The organism is Methanosarcina flavescens (assembly GCF_001304615.2).
In the GTDB taxonomy this organism is placed as follows: Archaea; Halobacteriota; Methanosarcinia; order Methanosarcinales; family Methanosarcinaceae; genus Methanosarcina; species Methanosarcina flavescens.
This window is the reverse complement of record NZ_CP032683.1, coordinates 530,154-545,857: the sequence shown is the minus strand read 5'-3', so window position 1 is coordinate 545,857 and position 15,704 is coordinate 530,154. Positions and strand designations below refer to the sequence as shown.

The window sequence follows — 15,704 nt, the reverse complement described above, 5'->3', positions numbered from 1 at the left end:
ATCCCTATGACATCCGCAAGGCTCAAGCGTGTAGAAGAATCCGCAACGATAAGGATCTCCAACATTGCAACCAGAATGATTAAAGAGGGTATAGACGTCATCAATTTCAGCCTTGGTGAACCTGATTTCAATACCCCGAAAAATATCTGCGATGCTGCGGCAAAGGCCATGTATGAGGGAAAAACCCATTATGCCCCGTCTGCAGGTATCCCGGAGCTAAGGGCAGCCATTGCCGAAAAATTGAGGACGGAAAATAACCTCGATGTAACCGAGGCAGGCGTGCTTGTCACTCCCGGCGCAAAACAGGGAATTTTTGAGGTAATGATGGGTGTCCTTGATGATGGAGACCAGGCTCTTCTGTTTGACCCGGCATGGGTAACTTATGATGCATGCATACGTTTTGCAGGGGCAGAAACAGTCTGGGTCCCAACAGTCCCTGAAAAAGGTTTCATTCCCGACAATTTTGAAGAATACATAACTGATAAAACCAAACTAATCGTTGTAAATAGCCCGGGAAACCCAACAGGTGGGGTCTTCGGAAAAAAGACTTTGCAGTGCATTGCCGACCTTGCAATTGACCACGATCTCATTGTAGTCTCAGATGAGATTTATGAGAAAATTATCTATGGCAGAGAACATATCAGCATTGGCAGCTTTGACGGGATGCAGGAGAGAACCATCACTGTAAACGGCTTTTCAAAGGCATATGCCATGACAGGCTGGAGACTCGGTTACTTGACTGCTCCTCCTGAGATTCTAAAACTTCTACTTAAGATTCAGTCTCATTCAGTAAGCAGTGCAACCACATTTGTTCAGTACGGTGGGCTTGAGGCTTTACAGGGCCCTCAGGACAGTGTTAAAGCAATGGTTGACCGTTTCAAGGTACGCCGGGATGTCCTTGTCGATGGCCTGAACAAAATGGGCCTTGAGTGCAAAAAACCCGATGGAGCTTTCTATGCTTTTGCTAATGTCAGCGAGTACGGAAACGGGACAGAAGTTGCAGAGAGGCTTTTGAAGGAAGCTCAGGTGGCAGTTACCCCTGGGATTGCTTTTGGCGCATCTGGTGAAGATTTCATCAGGATCTCCTATGCAACATCAATTGACCGAATCAGGGAAGCCCTCGAGAGACTTGAAGCGGTATTTACATAAATTGAACATAGTAACTTATCTTTCTGAAAAGAGGTATGAATAAAGAATAGCAGATTTTGGTTGAATCAGGCAACGGTAGGGGTAGATTTACCCGTACCGTTTAAGCACTTCTTTTATGATTGCACCTGTACTGCAAAGTGGGCATTCCTTTGAAAGCGGAATCCTGACCACATTTGCGGGTAGCCCTCTTTTAGTAAGTTCTTTTTCTAGAAGTTCGCTGTCAAAGCGCTGGTCATAACCAAGAGCAATGATATCCGGCCTTATCTCCTTCAGGGGTTCAAACATATCCTTTTCGCTGCCAAGAAGCGCCTTATCAACCATCCCGAGTGCATTTACCATTTCAAGGCGCTGCTCCTCGGGTACAATTGGTTTTGGCTTGTGAGTCACATTCGAGTCTCTAGCAACAATTACGAAAAGCTCATCTCCCAGCTCTCGTGCCTGGGTCAAAAAATAAATATGTCCGGGATGGAGAATATCAAAAGTCCCGGTAGCAAGTATGCGTGTCAACGAATCACCTGGCCTCGGGTATACCCTATAAGCATAAGAAATTTACTGAAAATAACCCTGCCTGCAGTCAAGGAAGAATCCGGATTATACAAACTGTATACGGTGTAAACTGTTACGATCTATTTACAACCGGATTAAGAGATAAGTGATTCCCAATTATCGTAAGTAATATATATGACTCGTAAATATGATTATTGTTTATCAAACTCAGGGTATAAGTCTGTTAATCTAAAAATAAACCGTACTCAGACACAGCTTTTCGCTTTCTCTGGCAGGGCTGTTACCTCTGGCATTATCACACGTAATATATAATTCTAATAAATATTATCTTCAAGATAAATTTACAAATAGAGGAGACCCTAATGATTAAAAAATCAATTCATGAGATTAATAGAAAAATTGAAGATGGAAGCGTCAATGTAGTGACAGCCGAGGAGATGGTCACAATTGTTGAGGAGCTTGGCGCTGAAAGGGCTGCAAAAGAAGTGGATGTAGTTACTACAGGCACATTCGGAGCTATGTGTTCATCCGGTTTAATGCTTAACCTCGGGCATTCCGAGCCTCCTATTAAAATCCAGAAACTCTGGTTTAACAATGTAGAAGCATACAGCGGAGTAGCAGCCGTAGATGCTTACCTTGGAGCTGCCCAGATTTCGGATACACGGGGAATCCAGTATGGAGGAGCTCACGTTATTGAGGATCTCCTCAGGGGCAAAGAGATCAGTGTTCATGCAACTTCTTATGGGACGGACTGCTATCCCAGGAAAGTGCTTGATACTACAATTACCCTTGATGACCTTAACGAGGCAATTCTTCTGAACCCGAGGAACGCATACCAGAAATATGCAGCGGCAACTAATAGTTCCAAAAGAATTCTGAATACTTATATGGGTGAGCTTCTGCCCAATTTCGGAAATGTAACCTATTCCGGAGCAGGTGTACTTTCGCCTCTCTCAAATGATCCTGACTATGAGACTATAGGCACGGGAACGAGGATTTTCATAGGAGGAGCCCAGGGGTATGTTATAGGGAACGGAACTCAACATTCTCCTTCTTCAGGGTTTGGGACTCTTATGCTCAAAGGCAACCTGAAGGAGATGAATTCTGACTACTTAAGGGCTGCTTCCTTTACCGGATATGGAACCACCCTCTATGTGGGAATAGGAATTCCTATACCTATTCTTAACGAAAAGCTCGCTGCTGCAACTGCAATCCGTGATGAGGATATAGTGACCGCTGTTCAGGATTATGCTGTAGGAAGCCGGGAGAAGCCTGTTATCAAAGAGGTAAATTATGCCGAACTCAAGTCAGGTTCGGTGCAAATTAACGGAAAAGACGTGCCGACTTCTTCCCTTTCCAGTTTCAAGAATGCAAGAAAAATCGCAAATGAGCTAAAAGAATGGGTTAAGCACGGGAAATTTTTTGTCAGCATGCCTGTAGAAAGACTGCAAGTTGAAGGGTTTGCCAAACCTATGAAGCAGACTCAAGCCGTACCTCTTGTAAAAGACGTGATGTCCAGTTTTATTGTGACCATTAAAAGAGACCAAACTATACAGGACGCAGCTAAGAAGATCTGGGAGAATTCCTTTAACCACCTGGCTGTGATTTCCGACTCCGGCGAACTGGTCGGAATCCTTACTGCCTGGGACATTTCCAAAGCTGTTGCAGAGAACTGTTTTGACTCGGTGGAAAGCGTTATGACGAAAAAAGTACTGACATGCGCTCCGAATGAGCCTGTAGACCTTGCAGCCAGGCGGCTTGACCGTTACGGAGTATCGGCGATGCCGGTAATCGACACTCAGAGGCGGGTTCTCGGAATAATAACGAGCGACAATATAAGCAAACTCCTTGCAAGGAGGTACTGAGCATGAAAATAAAGATCACTATCCCTACCGAAAGAATCCACAACCCTATTATTTCCGAATCCATAGTCGAAACCGGAATCCTGATTAATATAATGGTTGCAAACATCGACTCAACTTATGGTGAATTGATTGCGGACGTAAACGATTCCAGATTTGATAAAATCAAAAAAGCTCTGGAATCGAGAGGGGCGATAGTTTCCATTCTGGACCGGCCTATTCACAGGGATGAGGAAGAATGTATCGAATGCGGAGCCTGTATTTCGGTCTGCCCCATGAATGTCTATTCCTTTGACAGTTCCTGGAGTATCCAGGTAGATGAAAAGAAATGTATCCAGTGCGGTGTCTGTATCAAGATGTGCCCGCACGGGGCTTTGAAACTGGGAGAGTAAACAAAGGAAGATAGGATAACAAAATCCTTCCTTGATAATCTTTCTCTTTTATCATGGTTCTCTCTTTTATCCTGGTTTTTCCTGGTTTCCTCTTCTATCTTTTGTTGTTTTTTTCTTTTCTTACTGTCCTTTCCCTGGTATTTATCCTGATTCTCTTCCTTAGTTTATATATGAGATTTAATTATGGATACTGATTTCTATCTCGAAACTCTCATTATTTATACATAGAAACAAATAATTATAATGTATAAGAACCAAAAACAAGATAGAAATTAAAGGAGGGTGCTGCCAGAACTGGGTATTAGCAGTTTCTCAGGCAATGCCTCAAAAATTTCCTCACTGGTCTATGTTCCCTTTTCTTTTTACATTTTGGGGGTGAAGTAATCCGGAATTTCATTTTACAAAGAGGATTTGAGAACTAAAAAATAACCCTTATAACCTTTAAAAATTGGAGTAAGCTATGAAGATCCTTGTACTATACTCAGGCGAACTAGGGAGAAAAGTTATCCAGAACCTGATCAACCCGGGAAATTTCTGCGTGTCCTGCGGTGAACTCTGCAACCACTGCAGACAGGCCAGGAAATCATATGCAAACCTGATCGTAGGCATTCATGAATTTCCTGAAGACCTGCCCACATTTATAGAAGAGCCCGATCAGTACATGCCTCAAAAGCTTCCGGAATGTGATCTTATACTTGCTATTGGCATCCATCCCGATCTCCTTATAGCTCTTCCGGACGTCGTGAAGAAAACGAAGGCAAAAGCCGTAATTGCACCTGCTGAAGATTCAAAGAAAACTCCTGCAGGTGTCCTTGAGCAGCTTAGAAAAGAGCTTGAAGCTATGGGAGTTGAGTTTGAGGGACCAAGGCCTTTCTGTGCACTTGAAAAAACCGGAAAACCTGTTATAGATGCATTTGTTGACCTCGGCTTCGGAAGACCTGTGCTCAGGATCGAGATGAGTCCTGATGGAAAGATGTTCATAGGTGCAGGCGTTCTCAGGGACGCCCCCTGTGGTTCCACCTGGTTTGTGGCAAAGAAGCTCAGCTGGACTGATGTTTCAGACTATAAAGAAACCATCTCAGGAGCCCATCACTCATATCCCTGTACTGCCAGCATGGATAAAGACCCCCAGCTCGGTGATACTATCCTTCACAAGGCAGGATATACCATAAGGGAAGCTGCAGAAGACGCAATGGAATGTGCAAGAAAGGAAAAATCGAGAATTTTAGCATCCAGCAGGAACGAGGCTTCAAGCTCAGGCCTCTGAAAAACCTAATTTTTTATTTTTAATAAAAGTTTCATTAAGGTTTATTTTCAGGCTCAAACCTGAAAATAAACTGCAACCGCTGATCCTAAACCGTTGACCCAAAACCATTGACTCAAAACCATTGACCCGAAACCGTTGCGCTGAAACCCTTTTACGAAAAGGCTTGACCGCAAACTTTTTAGAAAAAAGTTTGATCAAAAACCGGCATGATGGCGTGATAAACCGGCGCAACGGTTTCGCTCAAGCCTTTTGAAAAAAGGCTTGTAGGCTTGCTTGCAGCATTTTTCTATCAGGATAAGTGACATTAATAAGATCTGGTTTCTGGGCTCTTTTCTCCATCAGGTTCATAAATATTGGCTCAAATATATAATATCACTCACATGTTAATGGGTAACTTTTGCTATTGCTTTCACGTTCTCTGCTAACGCCAGAGATTCGTTAGGGTTAAAGCAAGCCAGAGGGGGAATTCAGTATGAATCAGATCGATGAGATCATAAACTCACTTGAACCAGCAACCAGAGCATTTGTAGAAAATGTAAACAAGCAGGGCGGAACACCGATCTATGAGCTTTCTCCGCAAGACGCCCGTAAAGTCCTTTCAGATTTGCAGGCGGCTGAGGTAGCAAAATTACCTGCAGATATTGAAGACCTTGACATTCCGGTCGGTCCTAAAGGACAGGTTTCAATCAGAATAGTCAGGCCAGAAGGAAACAAAGAGATCCTGCCTGCTGTGATGTACTTCCACGGGGGCGGCTGGGTGCTTGGGGACAAAAATACACATGACCGTTTAATCCGGGAAATTGCTGTCGGAGCCAATGTTGCAGTTATATTTGTCAATTTCACGCCATCTCCGGAAGCACAATATCCAGTACCGATAGAAGAGGCGTATGCAGCGACAAAATACATTGCAGAAAACGGGAAAGATCATAACTTGGATACTTCAAAGTTAATTGTTGCTGGCGACAGCGTAGGGGCAAATATGGCGGCTGCTGTCCTCCTGCTGGCAAAGGAGAGGGGCGGACCGAAAATTGCCTATCAGGTAATGTTCTATCCTGTTACGGATGCGAATTTCGATACTCCTTCGTATCAGCAGTTTGCAACAGGAGTCTGGCTTACCCGTGAAGCAATGAAGTGGTTCTGGGACAATTATCTGCCCGATAAGGAAGCACGCAAGCAGCCAACTGCATCCCCGCTGCAAGCTTCGATTGAGCAGCTCAAAGGACAGCCTCCAGCCCTTATTATTACTGATGAGAATGATGTCCTTCGCGACGAGGGTGAAGCCTATGCCCATAAGCTGATCCAGGCAGGTGTCAATGTTACAGCCGTTCGATACATGGGAACCATACACGATTTCGCTATGCTTAACCCACTTGCGGGCACACCTGCAACCTGCAGCGCAGTCGGCCTGGTGAATGCAACTCTTAAGAGCATTTTTGGCAAATCGTAATAAAATAGCTGTAGCTTCAATTTATTTCTACAACTTCATTTTGTATATCCCTAATTACTCTTCGGTAGTCTACGGTTTCTTCAATTATGTGAAGTCCATTACGATCTGCCGAATCTCTTTGTTATTTTAAGTAGTTAGGGAGAGTCTAAGTGTGCGATAACATAACCATGTAATAATCTGAGTATATGTGATCTAAGCACATAGTATGTGCTTAACACTTAGCATAAGTTTGTGCAAACCATACGTATATGAAGTGTGTAAACAATTGTATAATATGAAATCTCATTCTCATTTTTATTTAAGAGGTAAATCATGAAACCGAAGATTGATTCCACCAGTTTTGGTTCGATTACTGTAGATGGAAAAACCTATGAATACGACATACTTATTCGCATAAATGGTCAGGTTGAAAAAAGGGAAAAACAACTATCAAAGGAATTGTATGGGACCTCTCACAAAATCTCGCTTGAGGAAGCAAAGTACATCTATGAAGAAGGAACTGAAAAACTTATTATAGGAACCGGACAGACGGGTTTTGTGAAACTTTCGGAAGAAGCTGAAGATTTTTTCAGGAAGAAGAATTGCGGCGTGGAACTTTTTCCGACTCCCTGGGCAATTGAACGCTGGAACGAACTCGAGGGCAGAATAACTGCAATGTTCCATGTAACGTGTTAATGCGAAGATCAGACGGTCAGGCAGGTTATTCAAAAGATAGTTGCTTTTGTTAATATACTCTTCCTAATCGCACACCCTTTACCCTGTGCTATTTTATCCTTTTATACTGTCCATTTTCCATTTTCTCTTGGTTTAATTTCTTCTTTCGGTTTAATTTCTCTTATGCTTATATCCATCTGAGGGAGTGGAATTTCAATTCCTTCCTTTGTATAAGCGTCAAGTATGCCTGCAGTTAGGCTGTTCTTTACCGTTCCCATATTTTCAGTTTTTGCCCAGGCCCTGAGCTGCAAGTTTATCGAGGAATTCGCAAGTTCGGTAGTCACTACTGCAGGCTCGGGATCCTGAAGGACAAGAGGATGTGTTCTCATGATTGAATGCTATCTAAATGGCTTTTTCAAGGTCTGAGGAGTAACTTATCCCTACATCCACAGAAATTCTTCTTGTGGGCATACGTGTCATATTAACAATGGAATTTCCCCAGACCAGCTTATTGGGGATTGTTATGAGCTGGTTGTCAGGGGTAAGGATTCTGGCGTTTGATGGCGGAAAAACTCAAAGGAGTTTCTGCAGTAATAGAAACGATTTTAATGATGTTGCCGAATTATGTTATAAAGAGTGGAACTTTAAAGAGTATACTTATAAAGTAAAGTTCAAGATTATACTGGTCAATTTTGAAGTCAATATAAAATGCATTTATTTTTTTTATAAGTATCTGTAGAAATATAGCATTTTTTCTATTCTGCCTTTAATCCGGAAAGTCTTTTACGGAATAAATCCTTCATAGAACAAGTTTCAAAAATATACAGAATTAGAGAAAAATCTATGTAAATTTCATGATTTAATTAATTTTGTCAAATTCAGGGAAGGTTAAGGTTGAAATGGATTAAGAAGCTTTTCGGAAAAAAAGAAAATTCCAGTGAGGAGGCTGGTCTCAAGGAAATCAATTTTGAAGACCTGCCCGCATGGCTAGATTCCAGGTCTCAAAAGATATCTTCCCGAGTAGAAAAGGATGTATCCGGCCTTTTGAGAGAACTTGATGCTTCACTTCTGGCGCTCAAGGAAAGTAACTCAAGGCTTGCAGAAGCCAGGGTCGAGGGAGATTTTGATATAAGGGCTGTAAAGCGAGCCAAAAGCAACAGGGAAAATGTGACAAAGCAGGTCACAATGTTGATAGATAAAGTCAGGGTGCAGGAAAACAGGGATTTCAAAGCTCTGGAAAGCTTCTATGGAGCAGCTACACAGAATCTTAATACTTGCCTGGAGAATATGAACCGAAGCTTCAGGTATACCCGTGTTGTTTTTCCTGAGGAATCAAAAGGAGTTAGTGAAAGCCTTGCAAGCGTGGGTAGGGTTTTTAACGCGCTCAAAGAGGTAATTCTGGTAAATAAAAAAGAAATGGATGCTATTGAGGCAGCTAACTCGGTTATTAAAGAAATAAATGAGCTTTCGGCTTCTATAGCAGCCGGAGAGCAGGAACTCGAATCCAGAAACCGAAGAATTCAGATTTTGAGAGCAGAAGCTTCCGAAGCTAGCCAGGCTCTCAAGGATTTCAAAAAAGGAGCTGTCTGGCAGAAATTACAGAACCTGGAAGCAGAATTTTCCGCAGCCGGGGAAAAACTCAGGAAAGCCGAGGCAGGCTTGAATTCTCTTATCCTTCCGCTTTCTGGTCATCTCTCAAGAATTAAAAAACTTCATGAAAGCGGCAGATATACCCTAAAGCCGGAGGTAAAGAGGCAGCTTGATATTTGTCTTGAAGATCCCGTAAAAGTTGATCCTTCTTTTTTCCCTGAGCTTCAAAAAGTATTTGAGGACAATGCCCTAGATATGCAGACCCAGAAAAAGGAAAAAGCTCTGTCACAGGTCAAAGCTGCAATCACAGGTTTCCCCGAACGAAAAAAAGAGTATCTTGAAGCCCTGAAGGAATTTGAGACAAAAAAAGCTGAAATCGAAGGTTTTGATACCGGAAAACTGGTCGAACTCGAGCGTAAGGAAGCCGAACTTCTGAGCAGGGCTCATCTGCTTGAAGATGACATTGAAGACTCCGAAAAGAAACTTGCTGCTTTAAAGGAAGAACTCGAACAGAAAAAAGAAAACCTTCTTGCTGACGTCAGTTCAATCGACAGCAATGTAAAAATAAACTTCTGACAAGCCTTTTGAAAAAACTGCTTGACCACAAACTTTTTAGAAAAAAGTTTGATCAAAAACTGGCGTGACGGCGTGGTCAAGCGGCGCAACGCTTGCAGCACAGCGATTTCGGTTATTTTATGTATTCTGACAGTTTTTATCTATCTTTGATGAGCTTAAAAAAGAGGTTTGACAATGACAGAGGCGCTTTACTTCCTTGATTGTTACCTGAAAGAGTTCGAAGCAACTGTCGAAAAGGTAACGGATGATAAATTTGTAGTCCTTGATCGTACCGCTTTTTACCCTGAAAGCGGGGGACAGCCCAATGATACAGGAAAGTTAATCCGCGAATCTGATGGCGCTGAATTTAACGTCCTGCATGTGGGGAAGTTCAATGGAGATATCAGTCATGAGATAGCTGGTGAGAATGTCTTAAGTGGATTAAAAGTGGGGGACAGAGTAAAAGGATTCATAGACTGGGATCGCCGTTACAGGCATATGCGCATGCATACGGCAACTCATGTAATTGCGAACGTAATTGAGAAAGAGGCGGGAGCCCAGATAACAGGAAACCAGCTTGGGCTTGATCAGAGCAGGGTGGACTTCAGCCTTGAGACTTTTGACAGGGATAAATTTGCTGATTACGAGAAAATTGCCAACGACCTTATAGCCCGGAAAAATCCTGTTAATTTCTATATTGTAAGCCGTGAAGAAGCCGAAGAAAAACTCTCACGGTTAACCACGCTGGCGAAAGGCTTCTCTGATGAGATAAAAGAAGTCCGTATGGTCGAAATTGAAGGAGTAACAATCGAAGCCTGCGGCGGAACCCATGTAAAAAACACTGAGGAAATAAAGGGTATAAAGATCACAAAACTCCAGAACAAAGGGAAAAGCAATAGAAGAATGTACTTCACACTTGTGGATTAAGCTCTGAACTGAACCTTCACTTTTGGACTCTTTTTTCTTACTTTTCTCTTTTTTCCCCTTTATGTTTCTCTTCTCCCTATTTTTCCTTTTTTCCTTTTTTATCTCTTTATTTTTCTATTTTCTCTTGTCTCTTTTTTTACCTTTCTCGTTATTTTCTTCTCTTATTTTCTCCTTCTTCTGCTTTTTTCAATAGCTCAGTCTCAAGGAAAGCAGAGTCTATTAAGCAGGACGAATCAAGGCTGAAATAAGGATTTTTTGAGTCTGAATACGGTTATCTAATATAATCTATAATTTTTGAATTACGAACAAATCAGTGGGGGGGTTAGATTGCTTAAACTAGGATATAAAATTGCACCTGAACAGTTTCCTCCATCGGAAATGCTTGAGCAGGTTATAACTGCTGAGAAGGCAGGCTTTGAAAGCATTGCTGCCAGTGACCATTTCCATCCCTGGAGTGAGGATGGACAGTCCTGCTTTATCTGGAGCTGGCTTGGTGCGGCAGCTGCGCGTACTAAGAGTATAGAACTGGGAACAGGCCTGACCTGCCCTATTCTGCGTTATAACCCTGCTATTATTGCTCAGGCTGCAGCAACTGTGTCCTCGCTTGCCGGAGGGCGTACCTATCTTGCAGTTGGAACAGGGGAAGCTTTAAACGAGTATCCCGTAACCCTCGAATGGCCGGAATATGAGGAACGCCAGATACGAATGATTGAGGCAATCGGACTTATTCGTGACTTATGGACAGGGGAGAAAATCAGTTTTGACGGGTGTTACTACCGGACAAAGGAAGCCAAATTATATACGCTGCCTAAAAACGACATTCCGATCTATGTCTCTTCTCTTGTACCCGAAAGCGCTTATGTTGCAGGCTACTATGGGGATGGCCTTTTAACCGTAGGAGGAAAACCGGATACGCAGGTGTATGAGCAAATTCTTTCCGAGTTTGAAAAAGGGGCTAAAGACTCGGGTAAGAGCCCGGAAAACCTGCCAAAGGCAGTGGAGCTTTTTGTTGGCTATGGAACTGATCCTGAAGCTTCTATTAAGAACGTCATGAAGTACTGGGCTGGAGCGTTTATACCTGCCCTTTTCTTGAATAAAATCTACACTCCAGAAATGTCTGCTCAGAATGGGCAAGTTGTGGGTCCTGATATTATACGAAAACATACTTGCTTCTCGGAAGATCCTGTGGATCATATTAAATTTGCAAAAAAATATATTGACCTGGGTTTCACACACCTTTATTTCCATTCGGCAGCCTCAGACCAGATAGCTTTTCTTGAAGCCTATGGGAAAGATGTTTTACCTGCAATAAAAGAAATGGAATAAATTTCTTTTCCGTTTTTTCATTTTTCAAGGGAAAATGAATCTGAATTGAAAATCACCTGACGTTCCCTGTATCTGCAAGTCACTCATGAATCATATAAGAAGATAAGAAAGTACTCAGAGTGATTTAAAACGGGCTCGATACGCCATGATCTTTTCAGCATATTTTGGACTATTGCGATGTTTAAATTCAATGGCGCACACGATAAATGGCGGTAGACTTGCCGAGACACTCGACCAGAGTGGTGGATCTTGCAGTTTCCGCCAGTTAACCTTTTTTGTGCCCAGACGCCATTGATTCCAGACACGTACCGCTTCTTCCATACGTGACTTCTTTTCCAATGGGTCCATACCTTTGAGGCAAGATGCTTCTGCCTGTTTAAGGCTGTACGCCCCTGTGAACAACAATGCCCGCTTGTAGTGTTCGCCATCAAGCCAGCGCTCGGGACTTCCGTACTCTGCGGCGTACTGCAGCGCCTTGGCTACGGTTACCGGCCCTGCATTATAAGCCAGGGCGAGCAAACGAAGCTGCTCAGCTTCCGGAAGCTGGTCGTAACGCTGACCACGTTCTTTCAGCACATTCTCCATAATGATGCGAAAGTCACGGATTTTCTTTGTGCCTGAGTCAATGGACACCGCGGGCTGTTTGTAAATTTCACCCTTGTTTGACTGCATCAGGCCGGTATATCCACTCTTTGCGACGAGATCTTTGTTGCCTCCTGATTCAGCTGCGATAACTCCACGGATAAGCGCCGAATCTACACCATACTTCGCAGCCGCCGCCTCTACAAGCGGGCGATACCGCTCAACCATGGAGACCACTTTATCGCTCACCTTAATTCCACCTGCGGCTGCGTTCTTTGGATAGCTGGGTGCAGGAGGCGTCGGAGTCAGGCGCCGTGTCACTGCGTCAGCTAACGCCGCGCGTGTAGCCGCATCAATCGTCGCATTGAAACCAAGCCCACGTTCGGACTTGAACTTTGATAAGGTCTCTTTCGTGCGCGCATCTAAGAAGCCAAACTGGGCGAATATCGACTGCTGAGCAAGTTCTTCAAATGCCCTTTGGATAAGGGCAATTTCTGTCTTAGAATCGAGCACGCCACCAGTGCCAAGGCTGTATTTCCTGCGGAAGCGCTCGAGTGCGCCCCTTGTAAGAGGTCCAAGCTTCCCATCCGGGCTAAGCCGTTCTCCCTCGACTGTGTTCAGTATTCGCTGCGCGAATCGCACCAGCTCAGCGGCTAGTTTAGCTGCACTTTGTGACGGCTTTGGAACAGACGTTGCAGGAGCAGTTATTGCAGGAGTGGGCGTCACGGGTGTAACGGGTGTTGTAGAAGGTCTAATGTCTCCCTCCGAAATGCTTGCGCCGGGGGCAAGGTCAAGATGGAAGTGGAGGATTAGAGGGTCCGGTCCGTGCCAATTCAGGCCAATAACCCTGTTGTTTTTGCCCTTTACTGCCTTGCCTACAAAAATAACATTCTCACGACCGGTCTCCTGGTTAATAGCTTTTGCCACAGAAAAATCATTATAAATTACCCGCCATTCTGCCTGAATTGCCCTGGCAGCCTCTTTAACCGCCTTCAAGAACTCAATAGCCTCTTTATACGGGTAAAACTTTCTTTCATCTAAACCTTTAAGAAATAAATCAAGAGAATAGCCCCTATTTAGGAAACTTCCTCCGCCATGTCCCCGGTAATTGGATACACCCAAGGGTTTATGATAGCGCTGGCGTAACTCTTCCACAAATTTTACTGTAATAGGTGCTACTGGTGCCTTGCTGCTGCCACTGATCAGCTTACTGGAAACCATTGTAACCGAAACTGCAGGTGGTTTAAAGTTCATTAAAGGTTTAGTGCCACCGGACAAAGAAGAAATCTGAAATTTCATATTCTCCTGGCGACTTATGATCCAGGCCCGGCCAATAGCTTCAACCGTGTACTTTCCCTTATTATAGTTATCCTTCCACCTGAGACGGGCACCCTCCAGAGTGTCCTGGTAATCCTGCAGAAGCCACTTAGTTATTTCCCCTGCTGATGGCGAACCGTTCCTGAGCCTTGACCATTCTTTCCCCAAATTTGTGGCAAATTCTGTGATGTAAGCAGGTATTGCAGGACCCAGCTCAGACTCGAAACTCGGCCAATTTATACCTTCTTCCTCAGATTGAATAAAGAACTCTGCGTCCAGTAATGGTTCTTCTTTCCCGTATACTGTTTCTTCTAAAGGGTATGTTCCTTCTTCTTCCAGTTCTATCCAGGTTTCCTCTGGTTCGACCCACATCCGTTGCGGGATAAACAACTTCTCTTCGGGAAAACTCTCCCTATCTACTTCAGCATATGCACCTTCATCCGGGTAATAGAATTCATCAGTGCCATATTCAAGATCCGAAAATTCATTCTCACTGTAGATTTCATTTTCGTCCGCCGGATAATTGTCTGCGCCAGCCCGTTCTTCACTAAAGAGTTCATCTTCCAGTTCATCTGCCTCGGTGACCTCTAACTCTCTTGCGTAGGGTTGCTCTAAGGTATCATCCCACACTCTAAAATCTTCCTCTTGAGGTTCAGCCTCACGCTCGTAAAAGCTCTCTATCTCCGGCTCTTCTGTTTCTTCATAAATATCTTCCTCATAAATTTCTGGCTCAAAGATTTTCCATTGACTCTCTTCAAACGCGTGCGTAAATGGGCTCTCGCTAATTAGTGTTTCAAGGTGTGCTTCTAACTCTGGCTCAACTTCCTTGACAAAAAGCTCCCTGTCAAGAAAGGGAGTCTCAAGGTCGCCCTCTGAGAGGAAGGGCGAATCCTCGCGTTGCTTATCCTTTGAAGGCATGGCGAAGTTCCTCCGGATTGTCAGAGCTGGTCGGTCTTATGTTGTCGTAACTTTCCTGGCTTTCATTTCACGTCCGGTGATTATAGACCAGTGCCGGATAATAGTTTTCATGGCGTCCTGAAGGAACCCTTCTTTATAAAAAGCGGACGCGGCTGCTGGAGTATTGTAAGCTCCAGTCTCAATCAATATAAGAACCCTTGAAATAAAATCAGCAATATCGAAGTAGCTCTTGGAAAGGCCATGAGCCGGTAATCCAACCCGTTGTGCAATCTTGAAGAGCCTTTGTTCAGGACTTGAAGCTTCTGCCCTTAGTGATACAACGATTGGAGAATCAAACTCCACGGTCAGGTGGAACCAGGACATCATCGAGACAAAGACAAATTCTTCACGTGACAGATTACCATTTATCCTACGCGTAGTGAGCATGTCGTGCAGCTTCTCGGCAAGATCGGCGATTTTGGCATCGTCAGTAGGATTAGGCCCGATCCCGTTTTTTAAGTTTTCAATTCCGATCCAGACCTCTCTAAGGAACTCCTCGAATGTGGGAACAAACTCATTATTTGCTGCTTCGGCTCTGACATAGGGATATGGTTTGCCGTCTTCAGTACCGTGGTTCAGATCCATGCCAAACATCCGCTGATAGGCACTCCGTCGATAAGCGCGCAGGTCTCCCCGAATGTCACTGGTAATGCTGGTAATAAAGAATGACGGAGGATCTCTGTAGAATAACTCTTCGGTATTTCGTAGCCAATGATGTGCATCTGGCAATGGGACTCCCAGCTTTTCCCCATACAGGAACTCGTAAAGCACACGGCGGAAAATCTCATAAATCCTGGTATTCTCAACCATGTAGGCATAGATTAGGTGGTCCCACAGGACTGTACGGCGCTGCGTCGGATCCTGGGAGAAATTGAGAGCATTCCCCAGAGTCGTACCTGTTAAGGGATTTACTGGCGGCAAGGGTCCTATTACGGCTTCCGAACCGGTGGGAGGTTCGATGCTGGCTGTCCTACTCATCGGATTAAGCCAGAAATCGGGTACTGGAAGGATATCACTCCTGTGTCCTGGATGTCCTAAAACCTTTGCAGCATCGTGAACTCTGCTCTTCCAGGCTACTTCCAGTAACGTTGTCAACTCCAGCGGGTGACATTTAAAGAGGGCTAAAGCTCCCTCAGGGATTTTGCCTGCAAAACGTCTAAACATATTTTAAT

General features: G+C 44.0%; 14 protein-coding genes. 9 read left to right on the top strand and 5 right to left on the bottom strand.

Going from position 1 to position 15,704, the window contains the following annotated elements:
- Positions 1-6 precede the first annotated feature (6 nt).
- Positions 7-1,149 (top strand): pyridoxal phosphate-dependent aminotransferase, encoded by a 1,143-nt coding sequence (locus AOB57_RS02385; protein ID WP_054297804.1) that lies wholly within the window; start codon positions 7-9, stop codon positions 1,147-1,149.
- An 87-nt stretch (positions 1,150-1,236) separates the two neighbouring features.
- Here AOB57_RS02385 and AOB57_RS02380 read toward each other — a convergent pair whose 3' ends face one another.
- On the bottom strand, positions 1,237-1,698 hold the full coding sequence (locus tag AOB57_RS02380; RefSeq protein ID WP_054297803.1) for an adenylyltransferase/cytidyltransferase family protein: 462 nt from the start codon (positions 1,696-1,698) through the stop codon (positions 1,237-1,239).
- A gap of 320 nt (positions 1,699-2,018) precedes the next feature.
- On the opposite strand from AOB57_RS02380, the gene AOB57_RS02375 reads away from it, so the two are divergent.
- From AOB57_RS02375 to AOB57_RS02355, 5 genes are all read left to right on the top strand, one after another.
- Positions 2,019-3,521, top strand: coding sequence for an L-aspartate semialdehyde sulfurtransferase (locus AOB57_RS02375; protein WP_054297802.1), 1,503 nt, complete (start codon positions 2,019-2,021; stop codon positions 3,519-3,521).
- Between the two features lie 2 nt (positions 3,522-3,523).
- A complete protein-coding gene (locus AOB57_RS02370; RefSeq protein ID WP_054297801.1) occupies positions 3,524-3,910 on the top strand; it encodes a 4Fe-4S binding protein in 387 nt (128 codons plus the stop codon).
- Between the two features lie 460 nt (positions 3,911-4,370).
- Positions 4,371-5,177 (top strand): DUF166 domain-containing protein, encoded by an 807-nt coding sequence (locus tag AOB57_RS02365; RefSeq protein WP_054297800.1) that lies wholly within the window; start codon positions 4,371-4,373, stop codon positions 5,175-5,177.
- A gap of 472 nt (positions 5,178-5,649) precedes the next feature.
- The gene (locus AOB57_RS02360; protein ID WP_054297799.1) at positions 5,650-6,624 is read left to right on the top strand and encodes an alpha/beta hydrolase; all 975 of its coding nucleotides are present in this window, start codon (positions 5,650-5,652) and stop codon (positions 6,622-6,624) included.
- A 312-nt stretch (positions 6,625-6,936) separates the two neighbouring features.
- Positions 6,937-7,299 (top strand): Mth938-like domain-containing protein, encoded by a 363-nt coding sequence (locus AOB57_RS02355; protein ID WP_054297798.1) that lies wholly within the window; start codon positions 6,937-6,939, stop codon positions 7,297-7,299.
- A gap of 101 nt (positions 7,300-7,400) precedes the next feature.
- Here the strand turns inward: AOB57_RS02355 and AOB57_RS14930 are convergent, their stop codons facing one another.
- Positions 7,401-7,667, bottom strand: coding sequence for a mechanosensitive ion channel domain-containing protein (locus AOB57_RS14930; RefSeq protein ID WP_319592647.1), 267 nt, complete (start codon positions 7,665-7,667; stop codon positions 7,401-7,403).
- 13 nt (positions 7,668-7,680) lie between these two features.
- The gene (locus AOB57_RS14925; protein WP_394339706.1) at positions 7,681-7,797 is read right to left on the bottom strand and encodes a hypothetical protein; all 117 of its coding nucleotides are present in this window, start codon (positions 7,795-7,797) and stop codon (positions 7,681-7,683) included.
- A 375-nt stretch (positions 7,798-8,172) separates the two neighbouring features.
- Here AOB57_RS14925 and AOB57_RS02345 point away from each other — a divergent pair, with 375 nt between their 5' ends.
- From AOB57_RS02345 to AOB57_RS02335, 3 genes are all read left to right on the top strand, one after another.
- Positions 8,173-9,444: a coiled-coil domain-containing protein gene (locus tag AOB57_RS02345; RefSeq protein WP_054297796.1), complete on the top strand. Its 1,272-nt coding sequence runs from the start codon at positions 8,173-8,175 to the stop codon at positions 9,442-9,444.
- Between the two features lie 174 nt (positions 9,445-9,618).
- On the top strand, positions 9,619-10,350 hold the full coding sequence (gene alaXM, locus AOB57_RS02340) for an alanyl-tRNA editing protein AlaXM (protein ID WP_054297795.1): 732 nt from the start codon (positions 9,619-9,621) through the stop codon (positions 10,348-10,350).
- A 327-nt stretch (positions 10,351-10,677) separates the two neighbouring features.
- Entirely contained in the window at positions 10,678-11,676 is a 999-nt protein-coding gene (locus AOB57_RS02335) for a TIGR03557 family F420-dependent LLM class oxidoreductase (protein ID WP_054297794.1), read from the top strand.
- 114 nt (positions 11,677-11,790) lie between these two features.
- On the opposite strand, the gene AOB57_RS02330 is transcribed toward AOB57_RS02335, so the two are convergent.
- Positions 11,791-14,493, bottom strand: a complete 2,703-nt coding sequence (locus tag AOB57_RS02330; protein WP_054297793.1) for a transglycosylase SLT domain-containing protein — start codon at positions 14,491-14,493, stop codon at positions 11,791-11,793.
- A gap of 36 nt (positions 14,494-14,529) precedes the next feature.
- Positions 14,530-15,696, bottom strand: coding sequence for a hypothetical protein (locus tag AOB57_RS02325; protein ID WP_054297792.1), 1,167 nt, complete (start codon positions 15,694-15,696; stop codon positions 14,530-14,532).
- Positions 15,697-15,704: the final 8 nt, after the last annotated feature.